The sequence below is a fragment of the Pseudomonas fragi genome, assembly GCF_025426255.1.
Classification (GTDB): Bacteria; Pseudomonadota; Gammaproteobacteria; order Pseudomonadales; family Pseudomonadaceae; genus Aquipseudomonas; species Aquipseudomonas kulmbachensis.
The window spans coordinates 3,127,430-3,153,206 of record NZ_CP104861.1 but is presented as its reverse complement, the minus strand read 5'-3'; the positions used below and the strand labels follow the sequence as shown (position 1 = coordinate 3,153,206).

Below are 25,777 nucleotides of genomic sequence, written 5' to 3'. Positions count from 1 at the left end.
GGCTCGCTCCCACAGAACACCGCTCCTGTTTACGCCAGCGAAGTGCGCTTGCCGAAGAACATTTCGGTGATCAGGTCGTTGTTGATTTCATCTCCCTGAAGGGTACGCACCAGCAACTCACTGCCAAGCAACGGCAACGACAGCACCATGGTCGGGTTGACGCGTTTGACCTTGGGCATGTTTCGGGTTTCGTTGACCAAGGCGATGATTTGGGTATCGTCCCCGGCCACTTCCTTGGCTGCCAGAATGGTGAACACGTTTTCGGCGTCGCTGTCGCACAGGGTCACGATGTACTTGGCCTGCGCTGCGCCTGCCAGTGTCAGGGTCGAAGCTGCCGAGGGGTCACCTTCGATGATGTCTGCCTTTTCCGGCAGATCGTGCTGACTACCGGTGGCACACACCACGGTGACGTGCTCGCCACGATCAGTCAGGCCTTTGTAGACGTTTTGGGCAAGGGAGCCGACGCCAACGAGGATGTAGTGATTTTTACGGGCCATGTGGGTAATCCTGCCTTTAACGATTCGTTGGATGTTGTTGCTGATCAGCGGGCCGGCAATGGACGCCACCGAAATCGCGAAGATGGTGATGCCCAGGATGATCACCGTCAGGGTGAAAAACCGTGCATCGGTGCTATGCGGGACGATGTCGCCAAAGCCCACGGTCGACATCACCACTATGGCAAAGTAGAACGCTGACGGGAGGTCAGTTACTGGCGGTGCAAAGCCGTCACCGATGTAGAGCGTGCCCAGGGTGCTGTAGACAATTAGTGAGGCGATGCTGACCACCGCGAAGAAGCTGCCCGTGGCCAGGCTGTAGTGGTCGAATCGGCGCCAATAAAAGGCCAGAACGGCAATGGTGAACAGTGAGTAGAAGGTAACGCCGTCGGGTTTTTTAAGGATGAAAAAATCAACACAGACGGTGGCCACCAACAGCAGCAAGGCGAAGAACCAGCTGATGCGCGACCTGATCAATAGCCCCAGTGACATCAGCAGCAGGACAAACCCCACCACAAACCCGGGGATTTCCAGCAGGGCTAAAAAGCTTAATGCCTCCTTCCAGGTATCGAATGAGCCAGAGATAGAATTGGCGTGGGCGACGCCACGTTGCAACACCGGCAAAAATAATAGAAAGCCATTGATTGCCACCAACAAGGCGACCCCATAGGCAAAGGAGATCCGATTTCTTACGTCCTGTAATAAAGTCATGGCACCTACGACGCGTCTGTTAAGGGGTGATGGGAGTGTAGGTCAGGTTTTTTCGACTGCCAGATACGATCCCGCGTGCTTGAGCCTGCATCAGGTATTGGCGGGCAATTGGTCATAGCCGCGCAGGTAGTAGTTAACGGCAGAAATTAGCCAGCACAGCACAAACATGCCGATGATCCAGTAGCCAATTTCGCCGAAGTTTTCACTTATTGCGTTGATTGGCGTCCATATCCCGCCGGTTAGTTGAAGTTTGTCGGCAATCAACCCCAGCGCTTCGACGCCGCCGATAAACAGCGCGACCACTACCGAGGCGGCAGTGATGGTGATGTTGTAGTAAAGCTTGCGCACTGGCTTGGAGAAGGCCCAGCCGTAGGCGCCAATCATCACGAAGTTGTCCAGTGAATCGATCAGGGCCATGCCCACTGCGAACAGCACCGGGAACACCATGATCGACCACAGGCTGATGCCGTGCGAGGCGCTGGTGGCGCTGATGCCCAGCAGGCCGATCTCGGTAGCGGTGTCGAACCCCAGGCCGAACAGAAAGCCCACCGGGTACATATGCCAGCTTTTATTGACCAGGTTGAACACCCGGCCAAAGATCCGTGCCATCAGGCCACCCTTGTTGGTGACGATCAGGTCCAGCTCTTCGGGGGCCAGGGTGTGTCCGGCCTTTACCTGTCTGAACTTCTTGTACACCGATATCAGGATTACCAGGTTGAGCAAGCCGAACAGCAGCAAGAACACCGATGACACCAGCGTACCAATCAGGCCGCCGGTTTCATGGAACCACTCCATATCGTCTTTGAAGGCCATCGCGGTGGCCGCAATTGCGAAAGACGCCAGCACCACAATGGTGGAGTGTCCCAAGGAGAACCAGGTGCCCACGGCAATCGGTCGTTTGCCCTGTTGCATCAACTTGCGCGTCACGTTGTCGATGGCCGCAATATGGTCCGCATCCACGGCGTGACGCAAGCCGAAGCTGTACGCCAGCAAAGCTGTGCCCATCAACACCGGATTACTGCCGAACTCGATAAAAGCCCAAGCCCACGCGAGGAGGTTGGCCACGATCAAACCGGTCAGTAGATAAATGGCACGCCGTGTGGTGTTCACCGGTTCGGCATTCGTCAGGGGGAGGGCAATCGCGCTCATGGAAGAACTCCGGCAAAAGGATCGAAAGTTATTGGCGGTGGGCCGGCATCACGTCTTTGTTGGGCACCAGGAACAGCCAGGAGGCCAGCACAAACGGCATGGTCAGGGTCGGGATTCCAACCGGGGCCAGTACTGTATTCAAGGCCCCCTGCACAAAGACAGTGAAAATCACCCCGATCAGGGTGTAGATCAGTACGCGCCAACTGGGCTTGTTGAAGGTTGAACCCAGGGCGATAGCGGTCAGCACGGCGCTGAATGCGTAGAGTCCGTTGTTGATACTGGAGTGTTCTGCCTGCAACACTGTGGCCACAAGAATCGCCAACAGCGAACCGCAGAAGGCAAAAACCGCCGCCCACAACGATGACACCGCCAGTCCCGCCAGCAGCAACACGCTGCCGATCACACTGCTGAACAGAAACACTTCGGAGATGCCATAGAAGGTGCCATCGAGCCAATGAATGCCGTCGAACAGGTTGCTGTTATGCGCGATCAGGTCATGGGGCAGGTTGGGCACCGGCAAGGTGGTGATGTTCATGCCGCCGAAGGCGTAGCTGGCCAGGAACATGGTCCAGGTGACCAGTACGAAGGGGGCGGTCAGGGCGGCGACTTTCCAGGTTTTCAGAATGTCGGCGATGCAAATGGTGACGATCACCGAGACCACGCTGCCCAGAATGATGCACAGCCACAGAATTGGCGTGGCCTCGAGAAAGGTCGGCAAGGCGACACCGACCAGGCAGCCGTTATAGCCGTACAGACCGGCCTTCCAGGATTTGCGGTCCTTGAGGTGTATGCCGGTAAAGGTTGCCACCGCGGTGCCTAATACACTGCCGAAGGCTACGGCAGGAAGCCCCTCGGCAAAGGCTCCAACAAAGATCGCGGCAAAAAACAGCAGTCCGGTCAGAGGGTTGTTCTGGAACATGACTTGAGCGCAGCCGCGCAGGGTGACGTCGATAAACTCAAGGACGACGTTGCCATCCGCTATTTTTGACCATTTGGAAGCCGCTTGCATGATGACTCTCCCTTTTGTGTACTTTGCCGGAACCGCTTGTGTAGCAGCTGCCGAAGGAACGAGGCTGCGTTCGGCGGCGAAGCCGTCGTAAAGTCATGCAGCCCGGTCTTTCAGATACACCGCGTCCACCGGGTTTACGAGGACTCTGTCCTCGGACGCAGCCTCGTTCCTGCGACAGCTGCTACAGGTTTTCTACTATCGCCAAAGAAACTGCGGTTGCAGCGTTATGCTCAGGATCTCTTCGCGTGCGACTTTCCAGAACTCGCGGATTTGCGCCTTGACCTCGCCACTGTCATTGCCCAGCACCTTGAAGATCAGGCCGCAATCGTTGGGCAGGCGAGTGACGCCGCTGGCCAAGCCTGCCGTCATGTCGAAGAGCGCCGGGATACGCGCCACAATCCTGTCGTGATGCTCCTTGGGTGTGAGCAACACCACGTTGCCAAACACGTCGAAGGTTTGCATCACGCCGACGGCGTCCAGGCTCTCCTTCTTCGGCTCAAGAATGTACTTCTCGACAAACAGCTCGCGGCCTTCAAGGTTCTCGGCGCTCACTCGTGAGGAGTACACGTCAAACCCGAAGCGCTCATCCACATGGTGGTACTTGCGCCCCGACATCAGAATTTCGCAGTAGATCGCTGTCGCCGTGGGGTGGATCTTTATCCGGGTGTCGGTGATGAATCGCGCATTGCGATGGGGGATCAGCGGGTCGGGCATAAACTCCAGATAGCCGTCTTCTTCGACCCGAAAGTGCTGGATTTGCGAGGCATAGTTGGCATTCATCGAATGCACTTTGGTCGCAGACTGGGTGGTGACATGCCCGCAGGCACCCACCCCCACATTAACGTCTGTGGCCAAGCGGTCGCCCTGCAACACGCAGCCCGAGGTTGAAATCATGGTGACGCAAGGCAGCTCGGGCATTTCTTCATCCCAATACAGTGCCCGCTGCACCAGCGACGGTACACGCCGCTCCATATCAGCCAGGATGCTGCGATTGCCGCGTTTCTCAAAACCCAGTCGCAGGTAGCCGCTTTTGCCCGCAGCACCGCTGTGCATTTGCGGCGGCTCGTCCTGGTACTGCGCCAGCTCCGGCGCAGCATTACCGAGTGAGTGAGCGCGAAGCCGTGACGGGTTGTTCACGATTTGGCTCAGCGCTGTCATGCAGTGACCTCGCTCTTGACTGCCGGTTTCTGGGCGAACAGGAACATGTGCTCGATCATGTCCACCAGCTCCTCGATGCCCTGGCCGGTCTTGCAGTTGGTGAGAATATACGGACGGTTGCCGCGCACCACTTTGGTGTCGCTTTCCATTACATCCAGGCTGGCGCCCACATAAGGTGCGAGGTCAATTTTGTTGATGATCAGAATATCTGCCTGCACCAGACCCGGGCCGTTCTTGCGCGGGATTTTTTCGCCTTCTGCCACGTCGATCACGTAGATATAGAAGTCAGCCAGGGCGGGGCTAAAGGTCAGGGTCAGGTTGTCGCCGCCACTTTCAATCATGATCAGGTCGCTGTCGGGGAACTTTTCTTCCATTTCCTCGACGGCTGCAATATTCATGCTCGGGTCTTCACGCACAGCAGTGTGCGGGCAAGCACCGGTCTCGACGCCGAGAATCTTGTCTTCGTCGAGAATCCCCTTGAGGGTGCGTTTGACTTGCTTGGCGTCTTCGGTGGTGACGATGTCGTTGGTGATGATCAGCGGCTTGTAGCCACGGTTGATAAGGATCGGGGTGATCACTTCGATGATCGCGGTTTTACCTGAACCGACCGGGCCGCCAATACCAATACGAGTAATCTTTTTCACGGTTTATTCCTTAACAAATAGGGAAGCTGATTGAGCGTCGACACAGGTCAACGCAGGCCATCGGGTGTCAGTTCATGAAGAGCCGCACATGCGCTTTCACGTGTACGGCGGCGAGCACATCGACGATCGGTACATAGGAGGACATCTGCTCGATATCGCCGATTTCGGCGATGTCGCAGAAGGCTTCAATGTCGTGATTGAGTTCGAACAGGATGTGCTGGGTGTCCAAGTGTGTGACCCGCATCAGGCGCATGGCAGCGCTAAGAATGGTCATGGCGACACCGTACTGGTGCATCACCACCACTTCGCGGGCGCCAATGCCCTGGGTCGACATCACCACTGCCTGGGTGACGGGGTAGGTGCCCGCAGCGTTACCCGCCTTGATCTGCTCCAGCCACCAGCGCACCAAGGGTTTTTCGACGACATGGATCGACATTTCGGCCAGTTTTTTGCCCATGCGCGTGGCCATCAAGCGGCTTTCTTCGTTGAGCTTGCGGTTATTGACCGCCCAGTCGGCGCGCAAAATACCGTCGCGATCATCGGCAACGGCGGCCCGGTGCGCCGCGACGACGCCCATGCCGTCACAACTGGCCGCTTGTTTTAGCGCGGTGAGAACAAAGCCTTTGAGGGTCGCGACATCGTGAACGATGCCTTTCTGAATGGCGGACTCCACGCCGTTCGAGAACGAAAAGGCACCCACTGGCAATACGGAATCGCCAAACTGCATGATGCGAATTAGATCTGATGCGTTCATCTATGCGCCTTCTTGCCGGGTTCAGTGCTTATGGCTGTGAAACGTATGGCCGTCATCGTGGCTATGACTGTGTGAGTCGTGGCTGTGCAGGCCTTGAATTTTCAGGGCCGCGGCCTCCAGCTTGTCTTGCGGGCTGGCCACGTGAACGTGGGTGTCGGTTTCTTCGGCACCGCCAAACAGCAGGCGCGCTTCGGAAGTGGTGAGCAGGGGCAGAATCTCAGCGCCGCCTATAAAGGCGTACGGCAGGTGTTGAAAACCGTGAGTGCGCATCACCGAATCCATCATTTTGGTTTCGACGGTAAGCGGGATGTAGACCTCATTGTGTTTGGTAACGGCTTTCCAGTGCTGGTTACCCAGGGCATGGCCCAGTTCAAAGCTGGTTTTGATCAGTACGTCCAGAGGCTGTTGTTTCAGTTCCTTGAGATCGATCACCATCACGTCTCTCAGGTTCAGTTGCACCACGACCGCGGTGTTGGTGGCTTCATCCCATAGCAGCACATCGCCGTCGGACAGCACGACATTGCGCTCCAGCGAGATACCCAGATCCAGCCCGCCGAGGCTGGTGCGCCGGCAGCGGCTTTTCTGCGCCTCACGCTGGTCCAGCACCAGCAGGTCGACGTTGGCGGCTTCCAGCTTTTGCTTCCAGTGCGGGTCTTTCTTGGCGTTGCCCAGAATGTGTTCAATCAAAATCACGTCGCAAACTCCTTCCCTGAATCATTTGCCGGGCGTTTGCCACCGGGGAACCAATGCCTCCCCGGTGGCTGCCCGTTCAGGCCTTAGCCAAAGAAATAACGCTGGTTCATGGTCGCCACATCGATGGGCTTGCATGTGGCATGTACACCGTCGACTTTCACGGCAAAGGTTTCAGGGTCGACGTCGATATGCGGAGTCTGGTCGTTGCGCACCAGGTTCTTTTTAGAGACGGTACGGCAGCCGCGAACGGCTATTACCTGACGCTCCAGTCCGGCCTTTTCTTTCACGCCGTCGTCAAATGCCGCCTGGGACACGAAGGTCACGCAGGTGTCTTGCAGGGTTTTGCCCAAGGCGCCAAACATCGGGCGGTAGAACACCGGCTGCGGGGTAGGCAGGGAAGCGTTGGGGTCACCCATGGCGGCCCAGTTGATCATGCCGCCCTTGATCACCATCTTCGGCTTGGCACCGAAGAAGCGCGGATCCCACAGCACCAGGTCGGCCATTTTGCCGACTTCGACCGAGCCCAGTACGTGGCTGATACCCTGGGCCAGAGCCGGGTTGATGGTGATCTTGGCCACGTAGCGCAGGACTCGGAAGTTATCGTTGTCGGCACTGTCTTCCGGCAACTTGCCCCGCGAGGCTTTCATTGCGTGGGCGGTTTGCATCACCCGCAGCCAGTTTTCACCGACCCGGCCCATGGCCTGGGAGTCACTGGAGAACATGGAAATCACGCCCATGTCCTGCAGCACGTTTTCGGCGGCGATGGTTTCCGGGCGTACCCGGCTTTCGGCAAACGACACGTCGGCCGGCACGTTAGGGTTGAGGTTGTGACAGACCATGATCATGTCGAACAACTCGGCCTGGCTGTTGATGCCGTAGGGCAGGGTCGGGTTGGTCGAACTGGGCAGCACGTTGTTCTGGCTGGCCACCTTGATGATGTCGGGGGCATGACCGCCACCGGCGCCTTCAGTGTGGAAGGTATGAATGGTGCGACCTTCGAAGGCATCGATGGTGTCTTCGACATAACCGCATTCGTTCAGGCTGTCGGTGTGCACCGAGACCTGGACGTCGAACTCATCTGCCGTACGCAGCGAATGACGCAGTGCGTTGGAGGTTGCGCCCCAGTCCTCGTGAACCTTGAATCCGGCCACACCGGCAATGAGCTGCTCGACCAACGGGTCGCGGCCAAAGGAGTTGCCCTTGCCGAGCATGCCGACGTTAATCGGCAGCCCTTCGAGAGAGCGCAGCATCTGGCGGATGTTCCACGGGCCTGGCGTTACGGTGGTGCCGTTGGTGCCGTCGGTTGGGCCAATGCCGCCGCCGAAGAAGGTGGTCACGCCGTTGGACAGCGCGTGATAGGCCTGTTGTGGAGAGATCAGGTGAACGTGGGTGTCGATCCCCGCAGCGGTCAGGATCAGGTGCTCGCCGGAGATGGCGTCGGTGCTCACACCGACCACCAGGCCCGGGGTCACACCATTCATGGTGCCTGGGTTGCCGCTTTTACCGATCCCGACAATTTTGCCGTCACGGATCCCGACGTCGGCTTTGATCACGCCCTGGATCGCGTCGATGATGGTGACGTTGGTGATCACCAGGTCCAGCACGCCGTTATCGCGGGTCAGTGTGTTGTCGGCCCCCATACCGTCGCGCAGTGACTTGCCGCCGCCGTATACGGATTCGTCGCCGTAACCGCGCAGGTCTTTTTCAATCTCGACAAACAGGTTGGTGTCACCCAGGCGGATTTTATCGCCCGTGGTTGGGCCGAACAGGCCTGCGTATTCTTTGCGTGAAATGGTTGGCATCGGTGGCTCCTTTCTAATGCCGCGCATGCGTCAATGGCTCGACGGCGCGTATGCAAAAAATGAGAATGCGGCGGTTACTTGTCGTTGACGGGCTTGGACGGCGCGGAGAACTTGAAGCCGTGATCGCGCGCGCGCTGGATGGCTTGCAGTTTTTCCGGGCGCTCATGGTTGCTGGTGAGCTTGTCCGGTGCCCAGCCATCGACCAGGTTGTTGAAGCCGTAAAGGGTTTGCTTGCCACCGAAGGGAACCAGCGGCACTTCAATTTCATCGCCCGGCTCGAAGCGGATAGCCGTGGTGGACGAGATGTTCAGACGCTTGCCAAAGGCAGCAGCACGGTCGAACTCCAGGGCACGGTTAACTTCGAAAAAGTGGAAATGAGAGCCGATCTGAATCGGGCGGTCACCGGTGTTGCGCACTTTGACTTTGGTGACAGGACGGTCTTCGTTGAACGTGATCGGCGTGCTGGCGTAGATGGTGCCGCCCAGGGGCACATCGGCTTCATTGCCCTTGTGTACGCCCCCGGGGTTTTTGGCGTGAGGGATGCTGTGGTTGGGGTGAGTATCCTGGTGCGGGCCTGCTGCTTCTTTGGTTTCTTTGGTGCTCATGACTGACTCCTCAAAACGTGTCTGTTTTGCGTTAACCGGGTGTATGGCAGACCGTTATTTGATCGGGTCGTGAACCGTGACCAAGCGGCTGCCGTCGGTGAAAATCGCTTCAACCTGTACGTTGGGAATCAAGTCGCTGACGCCTTCCATCACGTCATCTTTGGTCAGCACCTTGCTGGCCTCAGTCATTACGTCCTCAACCGACTTGCCGTCCCGTGCGCCTTCCATCGCGGTCACGGTGATAATTGAAACGGCTTCTGGATAGTTCAATTTCAAGCCGCGAGCCTTTCGCCGGAATGCCACGTCCGACAAGGTGTAAATCATCAGCTTTTCGACTTCTCTGGGGGTGAGCTGCATAAGCCCTCCTATCTACAGTGCGATAAAATTAAAATTCTGGAGTGCCGGTCCGGCGTTCGCGCATGCAAACCACCCCGCACGTTGAGTACGTGCGAAGGCTCGGTGAGATTTGGGTGTGCTTGTTAAAGCAGGCTGTCGTTTCATTGGCTCATCCGTTCAAATCCATTAATACGGGTGCGAGCAGAGCCTAGACCATAATTCTCGGCAGGCCAGGTGAGGCAGGAGGGGCGTAAAGAGGTTGTTGACAGAAATGAGAAGATGGTGCTTTTTATAAAAATCTATATTAAACAATAAGTTATGTTGTTTTTGATGGCGGCTTTATCATCGTTTATGACTAGTTGGTACGTCGTTTTTGATAGATAAATCTTCATCTATAGTGCGATAAGTCATCAAAATACTTAGGAAATAACCTGTATATAGCCGAAATTCATACAAGAGCTTGTGATTTGAAAGGGGCTCGTGAGCCCCCGCAAGCACACCGCTAAATTTGAGGGTTAAAGGTTATTTCTCATCCGGAAGCTTGCCGTTTTTGAACAAGTGTCTGTGGTTATTGTGGTAGAGCGCAGCATGCAATTGATCGTTAAGCTCGGTCAGTTGCCTGAGCATTTCCAGGCTCAGCCAGACATAGGCATAAAAGGGTGTTTCGTTAATTTTGCCTTCAAGACTCTTGAGTACAAGCTCCTGCAGATCCTGGGTTTTCTGGCGTAGCTCGCCACTGATCTGGTTGTTCGAAATTCCCATACACAGTTTGTTCTGCAAGGACTCCAGTGCTTGCGGGATCAAGTTGTGAAGGTCGTTCAGGGATGGCTCGCTTTCAATCAGCAGATGACTTTCACGTGAAGACCAGTACGCATCAATCATCAGGCTCATGGTTGCCAGTAGATTGCGGTGCAGGGTTTGCAATGACCCGAACACTTGCGGCTTCAGGTTGCTCTCGTTGCTGGCAGGCACCATGTAGTTGCGCAACTTCACAATCGTGTCCAGTTCGTCCTTCAGTTGATCATCCAGGTCCGGCCGCTCGGGGACCCGGGGCGAGAAGTACGCCGAGTACAGGCTGTTGATTTTGCCCAGGCTTTCGCTGAATTTGATCCGCAGGTCGGTATAGGCCCGTTGCGGGTAAATACTGGTATAGAGCATGGCCAGTAACGAACCCGCCAATACATAAAGGCTGCGCGTTATGGCTGACTCCATGTCATTGGGCGGAGCGCAACTGACCACCGCCAGTGTGGCCCCGATCAGCAGGGCCATATAGGGGTGTTTGCCCAAGGTCAGGTAACCGGCGACAAACATCATGACCGCGCACCACAACAGCATCAAAGGAAACGAATACATTTCCAGGTACAACGACACCAGGCCGGATAGCGCGCCCAGAACTGTGCCGCCGGTTCGTTGCAGTGCCCGGGAAAATACATTGCCCCAATATGGTTGCGGGCCCATGACGATCAACATGGTGATCAGGGCGTAGGAGGCACCGTCAAGCTTGAAATAGCGAATGACGATAAAGGTAATCAGGAACGCCAGGCTGATACGAGTTGCATGAATCCAGCGATAGTACTTGCAGGCCAGTCGTTCCAGATTCGAAATCTTTTTGCCTAGCTGCATAGAGTCCCCAATCGCTGTAATGGATTGGGCTGCCAGCGTAGTTCAGGTTGAGCGGGTCCACCACGTGGTATGGCTCTATGGTGGTGGGGGAGGAGCAATGGAGGGCGTAAAAAAGGCCATTACCATCATGGGGATCCGGTAATGGCCAAAAATCTCAACCAAAGAGAGCGTCAGGCACAAACCTGACGAGCGGCAATGTATCAATGGCACACTTAGTTAGCTAGCTAAGTGTGAGCGAAACTGTTTTACCTCATGCGCAACAATGGTGCATGACGAGTTCTCTACTTAGCGATAACCTTTGGCCTATGCAAATACCTGACTTGAATCTGCTGGTTGCCTTGAACATCTTGCTTGAAGAAGGCTCGGTGGTAGGCGCTGCCCGGCGCATGAACCTTAGCGCTCCGGCCATGAGCCGTACCCTGACCCGGATCCGCGAAGCCTTGAATGACCCTATTCTGGTGCGTTCCGGACGCGGGCTGGTTCCCACACCCAGAGCACTGGAGTTGCGTGAGCAGGTACGCGGAGCGGTGGAGTTGGCGCACGGGGTCTTCACCCAAAGCCAGGCCACCGATTTGCGTGAACTTGAGCGCACGTTCAGCATTCGTGCCAATGACGTGTTCTTTGGTGTTTATGGCGCAGCTTTACGCCAGCAAATGGCCCTGGAAATGCCCAAGGCTACTTTGCGGGTCGTGCCTGAAGGTTTTACCGATGATCAAGCGCTGAACGAAGGGCGCATTGACCTGACCATTTGCGCAACCAACCGTTTCAGTTCGGATATCAAGGTACAACGGCTGTTTACCTGCCCCTTTGTGGGGCTGGCCCGCGAGGGGCACCCGATTTTCGACCAGCCGATTACGCCGCAGATATTTGCCGGTTTTGACCACATCAGCGTTTCGCGCCGGGGCCATGCCCGTGGGCCGATTGATACGCTGCTGGCCGAGCAGGGGCTGGAGCGTCGAGTATTGTTTACCACGCCGACTTTTTACTCGGCGATCTTTGCCCTGGCCGGAGCCGATCTGATCTTGCCGCTGATGCCGCAAGTGCTGCTCAAAACCCTGGAGCCTTTGGGGTTGAAACTGCGTGCGTTCGAGTTGCCGATCACCTTGCAACCGGTAGAAATCGTCCAGGCCTGGCACCCGCGCCTGGACAACGACCATGCCCACCGCTGGCTGCGTCGCACCCTGAAAACCTTCTGTGATAACGCGGTTTAGCCGCCAGACCGCGCCGTCTGCATCGCGCGCAAGCTCACTTCCACAGTCCAGGTTGATTGTTGCGTCTGGCGCACTCCAAGGTTAGCTATTTATCAATTTTTATAGCAATGCGAGCTGATTAAACTTTCTGTCATCTATTTAGACGAGGAAGTCAGCTATGTATTGGCGGTTTGAGCATGGAACAAATTTGGCCTCAGGGGGCCGAGTGTGACGTCTCTGGTAGCGAGTACAGCGGGCAACGCCAGCTCGGCACCGGTCATTAGTACAGCCTTTGGCCTGCGGATTTTTACCGGACTGCTTGGGGTATTGCTTGCGGTGCTGGTCTCGGGTTTTAACGAGAATGTGACCAAGGTGGCCATGCCCGACATTCGCGGGGCGATGGGCATCGGTTATGACGAAAGTACCTGGCTGCTGGCGGTGTACTCGGCCACGTCGATCAGTGCCATGGCCTTCGCGCCCTGGTGTGCGGCCACCTTCTCTTTGCGTCGCTTTACCCTATGTGCCATCGGCGCTTTTTTGCTGCTGGGCATCCTTTGTCCGTTTGCCCCTAATGTCGATGTGTTGCTGTTGCTGCGCACCTTGCAGGGCTTTGCCGGTGGAGCATTGCCGCCGATGCTGATGTCCGTGGCGCTGCGCTTTTTACCGCCGGGCATTCGTCTGTACGGGTTGGGTAGTTATGCGCTGACCGCCACCTTTGGCCCCAGCTTTGGTACGCCGCTGTCCGCCTGGTGGGTGGAGTACGCCGGTTGGCAATGGGCGTTCTGGCAGATCATCCCGTTGGGTTTGCTGTCGATGGCCTGCGTGGCCTGGGGCTTGCCGCAGGATCCCTTGCGTCTGGAACGCTTCAAACAGTTTGACTGGCGCGGCCTGCTACTTGGCTTGCCGGGGTTGATCATGCTGGTGTTGGCACTGGAGTTGGGCCAGCGGTTGAACTGGTTCGAGTCGCCGATGATCAGTTTTTTTATTGTCGGCGGTACGGCCCTGATGGTGCTGTTTTTTATTAATGAGTGGTCGCACCCGCTGCCATTTTTCAAGCTGCAACTGCTGAAAATTCGCAACCTTGCGCATGCCTTGCTGACCCTGGGCGGGGTGCTGTTTGTATTGCTGGCAGTGATCAAGATTCCGTCGGGCTATCTGGCCCAGGTGCAGGGTTATCGTCCGCTTGAAACCGCTCCAGTGATGTTGCTGGTGGCCTTGCCACAATTGATTGCACTGCCGTTGGTGGTTGCGCTGTGCAACCTGCGCTGGGTCGATTGCCGTTGGGTGTTGGCCATTGGTCTGGCGTTGTTGGCGTTGGCATGCGGCATCGGTTCGCAGGTCACGTCGATATGGAATCGCGAGAATTTTTACGGCGTGCAGGCGATTCAAATCATTGCTCAGCCAATGGCGGTGATCCCACTGCTGATGCTCGCCACGGGTGGCCTGAACCCTGCTGACGGGCCGTTCGCATCGGCCTGGTTCAATACCGTCAAAGGCTTTTCGGCGGTTGCTGCGAGCAGCGTGCTGGGGGTGCTGACCCTCAATCGCGAGCACTTCCATTCAACAATGCTGCTCGACCGTCTAGGCAACTCACCGCTGGTCAGTACCGGCACCGATCTAGCGCGCCGGGTTCATCAGCAGGCGGTGGTGCTGACCTCGGCTGATCTTTATCTGTACATGGCCGCCCTGGCGCTTTTGTTGATTGTGTTAATCCCTTTTGGCCCCACGCGGATCTACGCGCCGGGCACACCTGTTGGAGCAGTGAAATGAGTACAACAAACGGGCGCAAGCCTTTGGTCATGGCCGGTGCGGGTGCGCTGGTAGCTATCGTACTGTACGGAGTATGGCGGCTGGTTTTCGTCACGGGCACAGTGCAGACCACTAATGATGCGTTTGTCAGCGCCGATTACACCTTGATAGCGCCGAAAGTCGCTGGGTTTATCGACGAAGTACTGGTGCAGGACAATCAGCCGGTCAAGGCCGGGCAGTTGCTGGCGCGAATCGATCCACTGGACTACCAGGCCGCCGTGCAAGCGGCACAAGCCAGCGTTGCCACTGCCCAGGCACAACGGGCCAATGCGTTGGCGATGCTGGAACGTCAGCGCTCGCTGATTGAACAGGCCAAGGCAACGGTTGATGCCGATTTAGCGCAGGTCGAGTTTGCCGAGCATGAGTTGCAGCGCTATCAGCATCTGGCGGGGCAGGGAGCAGGCACGCTGCAAAACTCCCAGCAGGCGAAAAACCGCTCGCAGACTGCGCGGGCAGAGTTGGCCCAGCATAAGGCCGCCCTGGAAGCCGCTCGCCAGCAAACCCGGGTGCTGGCAGCTCAAGCCACCGCCGCACAAGCCTCGGTGCACTATGCCGAGGCTTTGCAGGCGAGGGCAGAGTTGGATTTGTCGCACACCCAACTGGTAGCACCCTTCGACGGTGTCGTAGGTCGGCGCAGCTTGCGTCTTGGCGCTTACGTCAAGCCCGGCGATACGGTGCTGGCGGTGGTGCCGCTGGCCAGCGCATACGTGGTGGCCAACTTTCTAGAGCACCAGCTGACGAGTATGCAGGCGGGGCAGCGCGTGACGATACGGGTCGACAGTTTTCCCGGCGAGACTCTGCAAGGCACGGTCGACAGCATCGCCCCGGCCACCGGTGTGACGTTCTCGGCAATTGCGCCGGATAATGCAACGGGGAACTTCACCAAGGTCGCGCAGCGCATTGCGGTGAAAGTCACTCTTGATCAAGGGCAGTTACTGGCCAGTCAGTTACGCCTCGGGATGTCGGTTGATGCGTCCATCGACACTGCCTCTGTACTCGATCAGCAGGTCAGCGCCCGATGAAAAACAATCTGTTGGCCTGTGCCATGGCCTGTTACAGCGTACTGGGCCTGAGTGGTTGCGTGGTGGGTCCGGATTTTCAGGCGCCCGTGCCCAAGCTGGCAGCCAATTGGGCGCCGGTGCCCACTGAAACGGGGCATAGCCGGGCCGTCGAGTCGGCGGTAGATCCGCGTTGGTGGGACAGTTTTGGCGACCGGCAATTATCGGCTCTGGTGCGCGAGGCGCAACAGAGCAACTTTGATCTGCAAATGGCGACCAGTCGCCTGGAGCAAAGCCTTGCGATACGCCGTCAGATAAACGCCGATACCTTGCCCGAAGTGGACGGGACGGCCAGTTACAATCGCAGCCGTAACAGTCAGCAGGGTTTGAACGATCCTTCGGGAAACGGCGGCAAGCAGGCGTTCAATCTGTGGAATGGAGGCTTGGGATTCAGTTGGGAGGCTGACCTCTGGGGCCGGGTCAAACGCTCGGTCGAGGCCGCCGATGCATCGGTGCAAGTGGCAGCAGAGGACCGGCACGGGGTGCAGTTGCTGGTGCTCGTGCAGACGGCGCAGCACTATATTCAGTTGCGTGGTACGCAACAGTCCCTGGCGGTGGTGGAGCAAAACCTGCAAATCGCCCGGCGTAGCCTGGAGTTGACCCGCTTGCAGGTCCAGGAAGGGGTAGCCACTGACTTGCAGGTGTCGGAAGCCGCTGCTCAGGTAGCCGAAATCGAAGCGCGCCTGGCACCGCTGCAACAGCGTAGCGCGCAATTGATCAATGCCCTGAGCATGCTCCTGGCCCGCGAACCTCGAGCATTGCAGGAGCAATTAAGCGTTGCAGCACCTGTGCCGGCCTATGGCGCTAGTGTGCCGATCGGTCTGCCGAGCGAGTTGGCTCAGCGACGTCCCGATATCCGCCGTGCCGAGGCGCAATTGCATGCAGCGACGGCCGCCATCGGTATGGCCAAAGCAGATTTTTATCCGCGAATTACCTTGTCAGGCAGTCTGGGCTTGCAGGCCATGCAACTGTCGGATCTGGGCAGTTGGGGCGCACGCAGCTTTGCGTTTGGCCCAGGGTTGAGCGTGCCGGTGTTTGAGGGGGGGCGTTTGCAGGGGGCCTTGCAATTGCAGGAGGGGCACCAGCAAGAGGCGGGTATTGCCTATCAAAAAACCGTATTGCGCGCTTGGCACGAGGTGGACGATGCGCTGGTGGCGTACCAGGCCAGCCAGCGTCGGCGTGACAGCCTGCAGCAGGCGGTGGTGCACAGCCAGCGGGCGCTGGATAGCGTTCACCAGCAGTACGCCCAGGGTACGGTGGATTTTCTGAACGTATTGACCGTACAAAACGCCCTGCTGGCCAACGAAGCGGCGCTGGTGGACAGCACTGCACAGGTGTCGCTGTCGCTGGTTGAGCTATACGGTTCATTGGGTGGTGGGTGGCAAGGCTAGTTGCTTGTTGGGGCTTTGTGGGAACGGGCTTGCTCGCGATTCAGGCGCTGCGGCAGTGCTGTAAAACTGCGTCGCTGCGATCGCGAGCAAGCTCGCTCCCACAGGTTTTACCAGTCGTTTCTGCAAGATTTGCTATGCTCGCGCCCTCGACCGCAAGCGCCAACATAGGCGTGTCCAGTTCATATTGAGCCTATTTATGTCTGCCGATACTCAAGCCACAACGGTGCGTTTTTCCCGTTCCGACTATAGAACCTTGGGCCTTGCAGCCTTGGGCGGGGCGTTGGAGATCTACGATTTCATCATTTTCGTGTTTTTTGCCCTGACCCTCAGTCAGCTGTTTTTTCCACCGGATATGCCCGAATGGCTGCGCTTGCTGCAAAGCTTCGGCATTTTCGTGACCGGTTATCTGGCGCGACCGCTGGGCGGGATTCTGATGGCGCATTTTGCCGATCACCTAGGGCGAAAACGGGTGTTCAGTCTGAGCATCTTGATGATGGCACTGCCGTGTCTGCTGATCGGCATCATGCCCACTTATGCCGATATCGGTTACTTCGCGCCGTTGATCCTGTTGGCGCTACGTATTCTTCAGGGCGCAGCGGTCGGGGGTGAGGTGCCCAGTGCCTGGGTGTTTGTGGCCGAGCACGCACCGGCCGGCCGCAGAGGCTTTGCCCTGGGCTTTTTGCAAGCAGGGCTGACCTTTGGCTACTTGATTGGCGCCTTGACCGCGACGCTGCTGGCACAGCTGTTTACTCCGGCGGAAATCCTCGACTACGCCTGGCGCTTTCCGTTCCTGCTCGGCGGAGTGTTCGGTGTGATTGGCGTATGGTTGCGCCGCTGGCTCAGCGAAACTCCGGTGTTTCTGGCCTTGCGCGAGCGCAAGGAAGGCCGGGCCGAGTTCCCGCTGCGCACCGTGTTGCGCGATCACCGTGCTTCATTGTTGCCGGCTGCGTTGCTGACCTGCGTACTTACCAGTGCCGTGGTGGTGTTTGTGGTCATTACCCCGACCGTGATGCAGCAGCGCTTTGGCATGACCGCCAGCCATACTTTCGCCTTGAGCAGTCTGGGTATCGTATTTTTGAATATCGGCTGCGTGTTGGCCGGGTTGATCGTCGACCGTATAGGTGTGTGGCGTAGCATCATGTTGTACAGCGTGCTACTGCCATTGGGCATCGGCCTGTTGTACGCCAGCCTGGTCGGAGAATGGGCATTGCCCGGTCTGGCTTATGCCTTCGCGGGTCTGACCTGCGGGATTGTCGGGGTGGTGCCGTCGGTAATGGTTGGCCTGTTTCCGGCACCCATCCGCGTCTCTGGCATTTCGTTCACCTACAACATCGCCTACGCCCTCTGGGCCAGTACCACGCCGTTGTTGCTGATTGCGCTGATGCCTTGGAGCCCGTGGGTGTGCGTTATGTTTTGCGCGGTGATGGGGCTGGTCGGCTTACTGACCGCCCGACGCTATGGTGTGAGCGGAGCCACTCAGGTTGAGAAACGGTTATTGGCCAAGGCCGAGATGTAGTGGATTGACCTGCGGGGCTCTTAGAGTGGCACTGTGGGAGCGAGCAGGCTCGCTCCCACATGTTTCTAAAATAGTGCCTAAACCCGCAAGATCCGCCCGCTGATGGCTACTGCCACCAGCATGGCGGCGATCAGCAAAAAGGCCATGCTCAAGCTGCTGGCATGGGCGATAAAGCCAATGGCCGCAGGCCCCGCGAGAATCCCCGCATAACCCAAAGTCGTAATAGCTGGCACGGCGATGTGCTCGGGCATTACGGTCTGCTTGCCGACGGCGGTATACAGCACCGGCACAATGTTTGAGCAACCCATACCGACCAGGGCATAACCGAGCAGCGAGATTTCCCAACTCGGTGCCAGGGTCGCCAGGGCCATGCCAGCGGCGGCAAATATCCCTCCCACGACAATCACCCGTCGGGCACCCAGCCGTTTGACAATGGTGTCGCCCGTCAATCGACCTGCGGTCATGGTCAAGGCGAACGCGGCATAGCCAAGTCCGGCATAGGCTTCGCCGATATTTTTTTCGGTGGTCAAGAACACTGCGCTCCAGTCGAGCATCGCGCCTTCGGCCAGGAATACGGTAAAGCACAGCAAGCCGATAAACAGCACCACGCCGTGGGGCACGGCAAACGCCGGGCCGCTGCTTTCACTGCCATACGGCAACAGGTGCGGGGCTGCCTTGAGCAGTGCGGCGAGGGTTAACACAATGACCACCACAATCGCCCACAGCGGCGACAGGCCCAACGCCAAGAGCGCGCTGACGCCAGCTGCGCCAGCAATCCCGCCGACACTGAACAACCCATGAAAGCCCGACATCATATTGCGTCCGCTGGCGCGCTCAACGATCACGGCTTGCAGGTTGACGGTGGAGTCGACACACCCCAGGCCTGCACCAAACACGAACAGTGTTGCAACCAGCAGCGGCATCGAACTGGCGGTCGCGAGCAGCGGCAGCGCGAGGCAGATCAGTAGCGTTCCACCGATCAATACCCGTCGGCAACCAAAGCGTGTCGCCAGAATCCCGGCTACGGGCATCGCCAGGATAGAGCCTGCGCCCAGGCACAGCAGTAACAGACCCAAGGTCGCTTCATCGAGCCCGGCCCGTGCTTTAGCGTAGGGCACCAGTGGGGCCCAGGCCGCAAGGGTGAAGCCAGCGATAAAAAACGCAATGCGGGTCGACATTTGCTCAAGACGCCCCGGGATAAGGGGCATTTGGGTGTTGATGGCAGTCATGGACATCCTTGAAAGCGGGATTTTTATGCAGTGCAGCGCGACATCCTTGCATATTTTTGGCATGTGTCGCGAGGTTGCTGGCACAGGTATTAGCTGGAGTGGTTGAATAGCGCGCTTGTTTATTCAACTGCCCAAGGTGCGTACTTTATGGATAAAAATTCTAACCCCGCAGTGCAATTGCTTAACCCGGTCGGCTTGTATGACCCGGCACCCAATGGCTATTCCCATGTCGCCCGCTTGGCGCCCAATGTGCGTTTGGTGTACACCGCTGGCCAAGGCGGTGAAAACGCCAACAGCGAGCTGTCGCCGGACTTCGCCGAACAGGTGCGTCAGGCATTTTCCAATCTGCAGATTGCGTTGGCCGCGGCGGATGCGCAGATCAAGGACGTAGCCAAGATCACCGTGCTGATCGTTGATCACAGCATGGAGCGCTTGCACATTTTGGGCGCTGAAGTGGCACGGGTGTGGGGTGCGCTGCCTGCGCCGGCCTGCACATTGATCCCCGTACCGCGATTGGCGCTGGATGAAATGTTGTTTGAGGTTGAGGCGGTGGCGGCAGTAGCAGTCTGAGCATGTTGTAGCAGTTGCCGAAGGGACGAGGCTGCGTTCGGCGGCGAAGCCGTCGTAAATCCTGAGCGCCGGGTTTAACTGGCACACCGTAGTGGCTGACTTTGCGACGACTACGTCGCCGAACGCAGCCTCGTTCCTTCGGCAGCTGCTACGGGTTTTTCGTGACTCGACGCTATCTACACCTGCAACAACCGCTCCCTTAGCTTGCCGATTTCGTCGCGCATTTGCGCAGCGGCCTCGAACTCCAGGTCGCGGGCCAAGGCGTACATTTTCTCTTCCAGTTGGCGAATGCGTTTGCTGATTTCGCTCGGCGAGCGCAATTCGTTTTCGTACTTGGCGTTTTCTTCCGCAGCCTTGGCCATGCCTTTGCGCTTTTTGCTGCGCGAACCCGGCACTACCGCACCTTCCATGATATCCGCCACGTCCTTGAATACGCCTTTGGGGGTGATACCGTTGGCGAGGTTGAAGGCGATCTGTTTCTCGCGACGACGCTCGGTTTCGCCAATCGCCCGTTCCATCGACCCGGTGATCCGGTCCGCGTACAAAATCGCCCGACCATTGAGGTTACGCGCAGCACGGCCAATGGTCTGGATCAGCGAGCGCTCCGAACGCAGGAAACCTTCCTTGTCCGCATCGAGAATCGCCACCAGCGACACCTCGGGCATGTCCAGGCCTTCACGCAGCAAGTTGATGCCCACCAGCACGTCGAATACACCAAGGCGCAGGTCGCGAATGATTTCGACCCGTTCCACGGTGTCGATGTCCGAGTGCAGATAGCGTACGCGCACGCCGTGGTCGGCGAGGTAGTCGGTGAGGTCTTCGGACATGCGCTTGGTCAGTGTGGTGACCAGCACGCGCTCTTCCAGCGCTACGCGCTTGGCGATCTCGGACAGCAAGTCGTCGACCTGGGTCAGCGCTGGGCGAACTTCGATCTGCGGGTCGACCAGACCGGTCGGGCGCACCACTTGCTCGATCACCCGGCCCGCATGCTCGGCTTCGTAATTACCGGGTGTTGCCGAGACAAAAATCGTTTGCGGGCTGATGCGCTCCCATTCGTCAAAGCGCATCGGCCGGTTATCCAGGGCCGAGGGCAGGCGGAAACCGTACTCCACCAGGGTCTCTTTGCGAGAGCGGTCGCCTTTGTACATGGCGCCCACCTGCGGCACGCTGACGTGGGACTCATCGATCACCAGCAAGGCGTCGGCCGGCAGGTAGTCGAACAGGGTCGGTGGTGGTGCGCCGGACTCGCGGCCCGAGAGGTAGCGCGAGTAGTTTTCGATACCGTTGCAGTAACCCAGCTCCATGATCATTTCCAGATCGAAGCGGGTGCGTTGCTCAAGGCGCTGGGCCTCGACCAGTTTGTTATTGGCGCGCAGATACTCAAGACGCTCCTTGAGCTCTTCCTTGATCCCTTCAACGGCGTCGAGCAAGGTCTCGCGCGGAGTCACATAGTGGCTCTTGGGGTAGAAAGTAAAACGCGGCATCTTGCGTATGACTTCGCCGGTCAGCGGGTCAAAGGCGCTGATGCTTTCGACTTCGTCATCGAACAGCTCAATACGCACGGCTTCAAGATCGGATTCGGCCGGGTAGATGTCGATCACATCGCCACGCACTCGAAACGTCGAGCGGGAAAAGTCCATATCGTTGCGGGTGTATTGCAGGTCTGCCAGGCGGCGCAGCAGTTCGCGTTGGTCGAGCCGGTCACCGCGATCGACGTGCAACACCATCTTCAAATAGGTTTCCGGGCTCCCCAAGCCATAGATGCACGACACCGTGGTGACGATAATCGCGTCCTTGCGTTCCAGCAGCGCCTTGGTTGCGGACAGGCGCATCTGCTCGATATGGTCGTTGATCGAGGCGTCTTTCTCGATAAAGGTATCGGAGGAGGGCACATAGGCTTCGGGCTGGTAGTAGTCGTAGTACGAAACGAAGTACTCCACCGCGTTATTGGGGAAGAACGACTTGAATTCGCCGTACAACTGCGCCGCCAGGGTTTTGTTTGGCGCGAGCACCAGGGTCGGGCGATTTACATGGGCGATTACGTTGGCGATGCTGAAGGTTTTACCCGAACCCGTTACCCCGAGAAGGGTCTGGTGCGACAGACCGGCTTCGATGCCTTCGATCATCTGGCGAATGGCTTCGGGTTGATCGCCCGCAGGCTCGAAGCGGGTAACAAGTTGGAAATCGGGCATGACGGACCTCTGGGTTTGCTTCTATAAAGGCATCAGCCTTTATAAGTGCATGCGACTCAGGCCGCAGGAAAAAACAGGATACGGCTAAACATGGAGGTGATGCCCGACTGTTTCAAGAGCATGGCTCTGACACAGCCGTCCTGGCAAAGATTGAAATTGGACCAGTGGCCTGAAAATAAACTGAAATACTTGGTCAAAACAGGGATTAGCCTGTTGCCCCAATCCTGATCGGCCTTATACTTGCTCCCCGTTTGTGCACCGCTCTAGTGCAATCGGCTGGAGCGTTGTTCCCCCTCCATTTTCCATTCAGAGCCGCCGTAATAATGAGCCTGTTCTCCGCTGTCGAAATGGCACCACGCGATCCTATCCTGGGCCTCAACGAAGCATTTAACGCCGATACTCGTACCAGCAAAGTGAATCTGGGGGTCGGTGTTTACTGCAACGAGGAGGGACGAATTCCGCTCTTGCGTGCCGTTGTCGAAGCCGAAACGATTCGGGTTGCTCAGCATGCGTCGCGCGGCTACTTGCCGATCGATGGTATTGCTGCCTACGACCAAGCTGTGCAGAAACTGCTGTTCGGTGCCGAGTCGCCATTGCTGGCTGCTGGCCGAGTGATCACCACTCAAGCCGTTGGCGGTACTGGCGCGCTGAAAATCGGTGCTGACTTCCTCAAGCAACTGCAGCCAGATGCTGTTGTGGCTATCAGCGATCCAAGCTGGGAAAACCACCGCGCGCTGTTCGAAACCGCGGGTTTCCCGGTGCAGAACTACCGCTACTACGACGCTGCCAGCCATGACGTAAACCGTGCCGGTATGCTCGAAGACCTCAATGCCTTGCCAGCCGGTTCCATCGTGGTTCTGCACGCATGCTGCCATAACCCGACCGGTGTCGACCTGACTCCGGCTGACTGGCAGAACGTGCTGGACGTGGTCCGGGCCAAGGGCCTGATCCCGTTCCTCGACATGGCCTACCAGGGTTTTGGCGACGGTATCGCTGAAGACGCCGCTGCAGTGCGCCTGTTCGCTGATTCGGGCCTGAACTTCTTTGTTTCCAGCTCGTTCTCCAAGTCGTTCTCGCTGTATGGCGAGCGCGTTGGTGCACTGTCGATCATCACCGAGTCCAAGGAAGAGAGCGCGCGCGTTCTGTCCCAGGTCAAACGTGTGATCCGTACCAACTACTCCAACCCGCCGACCCACGGTGCAACCATTGCCGCTGCTGTGCTCAACAGCCCGGAATTGCGCGCAATGTGGGAAGAAGAACTGGCAGAAATGCGCCTGCGTATTCGTGGCATGCGCCTGCAAATGGTTGAGCTGTTGTCGAAAAAAGCGCCTGGGCATGATTTCAGCTTTGTGGCGCGTCAGCGCGGCATGTTCTCGTACTCCGGCCTGACCGTTGAACAAGTGACGCGCCTGCGCACCGAGTTCGGAATCTACGCCCTCGACACCGGCCGAATCTGCGTTGCTTCCTTGAATCAGCGCAACATTGAAGCGGTAACCGATGCCATTGTTCAGGTGATCTGAATAATGCACTGAGAAGTCATCGAAAGTGTTGACTTCTCTTTTTATATCAGTAAGATAGACGCCATTCCGCGATAGCTCAGTTGGTAGAGCAAATGACTGTTAATCATTGGGTCCCTGGTTCGAGTCCAGGTCGTGGAGCCAGATAGTAAAAAAGCCGCTAGCGATAGCGGCTTTTTTTTGCTTGAAATTTGGCGAGTGATTGCCATTGGCTGCTTCCTGGCCGCCATGCAAGATGGCTTCGCTCGGGTTTTTATGCGCAAGTCGTTTGAGATTTGAGGGTCAAAGCCCATTAGGCCAGGAGCGCCTGACTCAGATACTCATATGCCAGTTTGATTGCAGGCACACTGATACAAATAAAGATGATCCCGAATTGCCAGTGAACAATTTTATTCTGGGCTTCAAGCGCAGAAATGGACGACCTTGATTCAGCGCCTTGGTCCTTGATAGAGGATCGAAGTTCAGCGCTCTGCTCCCTGATCAGAACACGTAGTTCAGCGCCTAACTCTGAAATGGAGGCTTTGAGGTGCTGCTCTGTTTGCAGCAGATCAGACTTTGATGCGAGCTTTTCCACATCTATCTCCCAGGCATCAACAACGGCCTTGGCTTTGTTCGAGGGCATGCTGATCGATGTCAGCGCGTCATATAAGGTGATCGACAGTTTCATTTCGCCTCCTGCGATTGGTAACTGATGCAAGGCCTCCAGATGATGGTAGGGGCTGGTCCAGATCGGATGCTCGACTAAAACTCAAGACAATACAGTCAGCCGTTTCTTGTAGTTATGTCAGTCTTCGGTGAGTTCCAATAAAAAAGCCGCTGGCAATAGCGGCTTTCTTACAGGCGGTTTGAGTCTTACCTTGGCAACGATTGCCCAACCGGCTGCGGCGCCACGCTCTGTGCACTATGAGCGGGCATCATTTCCCAGGCATCGCGAGGCTCGTCCAGGTCGCGGTTGAGGGTTTCCGGGGTTTTGAAGGTGGTGTACAGGGTGATCAGCGTCAGTAGCGACAGGTAGCAGGCAATCGGCAGCCAGGCACCAATCCCGGCGCTGGCGTCGCCATCGTGGTTGGCCACGACCAGCGCAATAAGCCCGGCGCCAATCAGCGGTGCAATGCCTCCGGCGATTACGGCCGAGGCTTCCCTGGCGATGGACACGCCCATATAGCGGTGACGCGAGCCAAACAGTTCAGGCATCAGCGCCGCTTGGGTGCCGAACATGCCCCAGGTGCCTATGCCCAGAGCGATGGAGATGGCAATGATGCTCGCAACCACATTGCCCTGGCTCAATACCCACCACACCGGGAAGGCCAGTGCCAGTTGCAGGAAGGCGAAGGCGCGGTAGACCACCACACGACCAAAGCGGTCGCTGAGTTTGCCGGCAATCGGCACAGTCAGCGCGCCCAGGCTGGCGGCGCAGATCAGGGTCAGTACGCCCACGGGTCCTTGCAAGCCAACCACGCCAACGATGTAGCTCACCGCCAGGGCTTGGTAAATTGAAGAGCCGCCGTTTTCTCCCAGGCGCAGGCCGATGCCGAGCAGCAAGGTTGGTTTGGAGTGTTTCATTGCGCTTTTGAGGGGGTTTTCGCAGACGCGCTTGAGTGCCTTCAGGCGGATAAAGGTCGGCGATTCCTTAAGTGACAAACGCATGTACAGGCCCAGCGCAACGATGACCACGCTGCTGAAAAACGGTATCCGCCACAGTCCGCTCTCCAGCACGTTGTCACTGCTGCTGATCACCATGAAGTACACCAGTGCTGCGAGGATGGTGCCCAGTTGAATACCAAGGAACGGCAGGGCGGCGTAGAAGCCGCGTCGGCCCTCGGGGGCGTATTCAGTCATCATCACTGCCGCACCGGCCTGTTCGGCTCCTGCGCCCAGCCCTTGAAGCAGGCGCAGAACCACCAGCAGTACCGGGGCCAGATAACCCACCTGATTGAAGGTGGGCAGGGCGCCGATCAGGGTGCTGGAAATACCCATCAGCAGCACCGTGGATGTCAGCACGAATTTTCGCCCCACACGGTCACCGATCATGCCGAACAGCACACCGCCGAGCGGGCGTATGGCAAAACCCAGGAAGTAAGTGCCGAAGCTGGCAATCAGGCTCATGGTGCGGGTCTGTTCCGGGAAGAACAGCGGCCCGAAGATCAGTGCCGCGGCCAGGGTGTAGAGGGCGAAATCGTAATATTCCAGAGCACTGCCCAGGGAGCAGGCCCAGGCGGCGCGGTGCAGGTCTTTCTTGTGTTCTTGCGTTTCGGGGACCAGGTCAATATCAGATGGAGAATGATCGTGAGTCATGTTGGTACCTTCTGGTAGGTGCCTTTACGGCA

General features: G+C 57.5%; 22 protein-coding genes and 1 tRNA gene. 8 read left to right on the top strand and 15 right to left on the bottom strand.

Features of this window, described 5'->3' with window-relative positions:
- Positions 1 to 29: 29 nt before the first annotated feature.
- The 11 genes from kch to N7D90_RS14370 all read right to left on the bottom strand — a co-directional run bounded on the left by kch (position 30) and on the right by N7D90_RS14370 (position 10,978).
- Positions 30 to 1,205, bottom strand: a complete 1,176-nt coding sequence (kch, locus tag N7D90_RS14420) for a voltage-gated potassium channel protein (protein ID WP_261738662.1) — start codon at positions 1,203 to 1,205, stop codon at positions 30 to 32.
- Between the two features lie 90 nt (positions 1,206 to 1,295).
- Positions 1,296 to 2,354: a HoxN/HupN/NixA family nickel/cobalt transporter gene (locus tag N7D90_RS14415; RefSeq protein ID WP_261738661.1), complete on the bottom strand. Its 1,059-nt coding sequence runs from the start codon at positions 2,352 to 2,354 to the stop codon at positions 1,296 to 1,298.
- 28 nt (positions 2,355 to 2,382) lie between these two features.
- Complete coding sequence (gene yut / locus N7D90_RS14410; protein WP_261738660.1) at positions 2,383 to 3,363, bottom strand: urea transporter; 981 nt, start codon at positions 3,361 to 3,363, stop codon at positions 2,383 to 2,385.
- Positions 3,364 to 3,558: 195 nt separating this feature from the next.
- Positions 3,559 to 4,521 carry an urease accessory protein UreD gene (locus tag N7D90_RS14405; protein ID WP_261738659.1) on the bottom strand — a complete coding sequence of 321 codons (963 nt, stop codon included), beginning with the start codon at positions 4,519 to 4,521 and terminating at the stop codon, positions 3,559 to 3,561.
- The gene (ureG, locus tag N7D90_RS14400; protein WP_048360971.1) at positions 4,518 to 5,165 is read right to left on the bottom strand and encodes an urease accessory protein UreG; all 648 of its coding nucleotides are present in this window, start codon (positions 5,163 to 5,165) and stop codon (positions 4,518 to 4,520) included. The genes N7D90_RS14405 and ureG overlap by 4 nt, the downstream gene beginning before the upstream one ends.
- Before the next feature lie 67 nt (positions 5,166 to 5,232).
- Positions 5,233 to 5,919, bottom strand: coding sequence for an urease accessory protein UreF (locus N7D90_RS14395; protein WP_261738658.1), 687 nt, complete (start codon positions 5,917 to 5,919; stop codon positions 5,233 to 5,235).
- 21 nt (positions 5,920 to 5,940) lie between these two features.
- On the bottom strand, positions 5,941 to 6,612 hold the full coding sequence (ureE, locus tag N7D90_RS14390; protein WP_261738657.1) for an urease accessory protein UreE: 672 nt from the start codon (positions 6,610 to 6,612) through the stop codon (positions 5,941 to 5,943).
- An 83-nt stretch (positions 6,613 to 6,695) separates the two neighbouring features.
- Positions 6,696 to 8,414 carry an urease subunit alpha gene (locus N7D90_RS14385; protein ID WP_261738656.1) on the bottom strand — a complete coding sequence of 573 codons (1,719 nt, stop codon included), beginning with the start codon at positions 8,412 to 8,414 and terminating at the stop codon, positions 6,696 to 6,698.
- Positions 8,415 to 8,488: 74 nt separating this feature from the next.
- Positions 8,489 to 9,019 carry an urease subunit beta gene (ureB, locus tag N7D90_RS24650; protein WP_315968114.1) on the bottom strand — a complete coding sequence of 177 codons (531 nt, stop codon included), beginning with the start codon at positions 9,017 to 9,019 and terminating at the stop codon, positions 8,489 to 8,491.
- A 54-nt stretch (positions 9,020 to 9,073) separates the two neighbouring features.
- The gene (locus tag N7D90_RS14375; protein ID WP_261738655.1) at positions 9,074 to 9,376 is read right to left on the bottom strand and encodes an urease subunit gamma; all 303 of its coding nucleotides are present in this window, start codon (positions 9,374 to 9,376) and stop codon (positions 9,074 to 9,076) included.
- Positions 9,377 to 9,877: 501 nt separating this feature from the next.
- On the bottom strand, positions 9,878 to 10,978 hold the full coding sequence (locus N7D90_RS14370) for an FUSC family protein (RefSeq protein WP_261738654.1): 1,101 nt from the start codon (positions 10,976 to 10,978) through the stop codon (positions 9,878 to 9,880).
- A gap of 305 nt (positions 10,979 to 11,283) precedes the next feature.
- On the opposite strand from N7D90_RS14370, the gene N7D90_RS14365 reads away from it, so the two are divergent.
- The 5 genes from N7D90_RS14365 to N7D90_RS14345 all read left to right on the top strand — a co-directional run bounded on the left by N7D90_RS14365 (position 11,284) and on the right by N7D90_RS14345 (position 17,942).
- Positions 11,284 to 12,189: a LysR family transcriptional regulator gene (locus tag N7D90_RS14365; protein ID WP_261742450.1), complete on the top strand. Its 906-nt coding sequence runs from the start codon at positions 11,284 to 11,286 to the stop codon at positions 12,187 to 12,189.
- Between the two features lie 207 nt (positions 12,190 to 12,396).
- Positions 12,397 to 13,938, top strand: coding sequence for an MFS transporter (locus N7D90_RS14360; protein WP_261738653.1), 1,542 nt, complete (start codon positions 12,397 to 12,399; stop codon positions 13,936 to 13,938).
- Positions 13,935 to 14,999: an HlyD family secretion protein gene (locus tag N7D90_RS14355; protein WP_261738652.1), complete on the top strand. Its 1,065-nt coding sequence runs from the start codon at positions 13,935 to 13,937 to the stop codon at positions 14,997 to 14,999. The genes N7D90_RS14360 and N7D90_RS14355 overlap by 4 nt, the downstream gene beginning before the upstream one ends.
- Positions 14,996 to 16,426, top strand: coding sequence for an efflux transporter outer membrane subunit (locus N7D90_RS14350; RefSeq protein ID WP_261738651.1), 1,431 nt, complete (start codon positions 14,996 to 14,998; stop codon positions 16,424 to 16,426). Before N7D90_RS14355 ends, N7D90_RS14350 begins: the two co-directional genes overlap by 4 nt.
- Positions 16,427 to 16,622: 196 nt before the next feature.
- Entirely contained in the window at positions 16,623 to 17,942 is a 1,320-nt protein-coding gene (locus tag N7D90_RS14345) for an MFS transporter (RefSeq protein ID WP_261738650.1), read from the top strand.
- A gap of 77 nt (positions 17,943 to 18,019) precedes the next feature.
- Here the strand turns inward: N7D90_RS14345 and N7D90_RS14340 are convergent, their stop codons facing one another.
- Positions 18,020 to 19,171, bottom strand: a complete 1,152-nt coding sequence (locus N7D90_RS14340) for an MFS transporter (protein ID WP_261738649.1) — start codon at positions 19,169 to 19,171, stop codon at positions 18,020 to 18,022.
- Positions 19,172 to 19,318: 147 nt separating this feature from the next.
- Between N7D90_RS14340 and N7D90_RS14335 the strand changes: the two genes are divergently transcribed.
- On the top strand, positions 19,319 to 19,741 hold the full coding sequence (locus N7D90_RS14335) for a RidA family protein (protein WP_261738648.1): 423 nt from the start codon (positions 19,319 to 19,321) through the stop codon (positions 19,739 to 19,741).
- A 176-nt stretch (positions 19,742 to 19,917) separates the two neighbouring features.
- Here N7D90_RS14335 and uvrB read toward each other — a convergent pair whose 3' ends face one another.
- The gene (gene uvrB / locus N7D90_RS14330; RefSeq protein ID WP_261738647.1) at positions 19,918 to 21,933 is read right to left on the bottom strand and encodes an excinuclease ABC subunit UvrB; all 2,016 of its coding nucleotides are present in this window, start codon (positions 21,931 to 21,933) and stop codon (positions 19,918 to 19,920) included.
- A 323-nt stretch (positions 21,934 to 22,256) separates the two neighbouring features.
- Between uvrB and N7D90_RS14325 the strand changes: the two genes are divergently transcribed.
- Positions 22,257 to 23,453 carry an amino acid aminotransferase gene (locus N7D90_RS14325; RefSeq protein ID WP_261738646.1) on the top strand — a complete coding sequence of 399 codons (1,197 nt, stop codon included), beginning with the start codon at positions 22,257 to 22,259 and terminating at the stop codon, positions 23,451 to 23,453.
- Positions 23,454 to 23,518: 65 nt separating this feature from the next.
- Positions 23,519 to 23,594: transfer RNA gene (locus N7D90_RS14320), tRNA-Asn, on the top strand.
- Positions 23,595 to 23,742: 148 nt separating this feature from the next.
- Here N7D90_RS14320 and N7D90_RS14315 read toward each other — a convergent pair.
- Both N7D90_RS14315 and N7D90_RS14310 read right to left on the bottom strand, forming a co-directional pair.
- Positions 23,743 to 24,117: a DUF1640 domain-containing protein gene (locus N7D90_RS14315; RefSeq protein WP_261738645.1), complete on the bottom strand. Its 375-nt coding sequence runs from the start codon at positions 24,115 to 24,117 to the stop codon at positions 23,743 to 23,745.
- A 185-nt stretch (positions 24,118 to 24,302) separates the two neighbouring features.
- Entirely contained in the window at positions 24,303 to 25,745 is a 1,443-nt protein-coding gene (locus N7D90_RS14310; protein WP_261738644.1) for an MFS transporter, read from the bottom strand.
- Between the last annotated feature and the right edge of the window lie 32 nt (positions 25,746 to 25,777).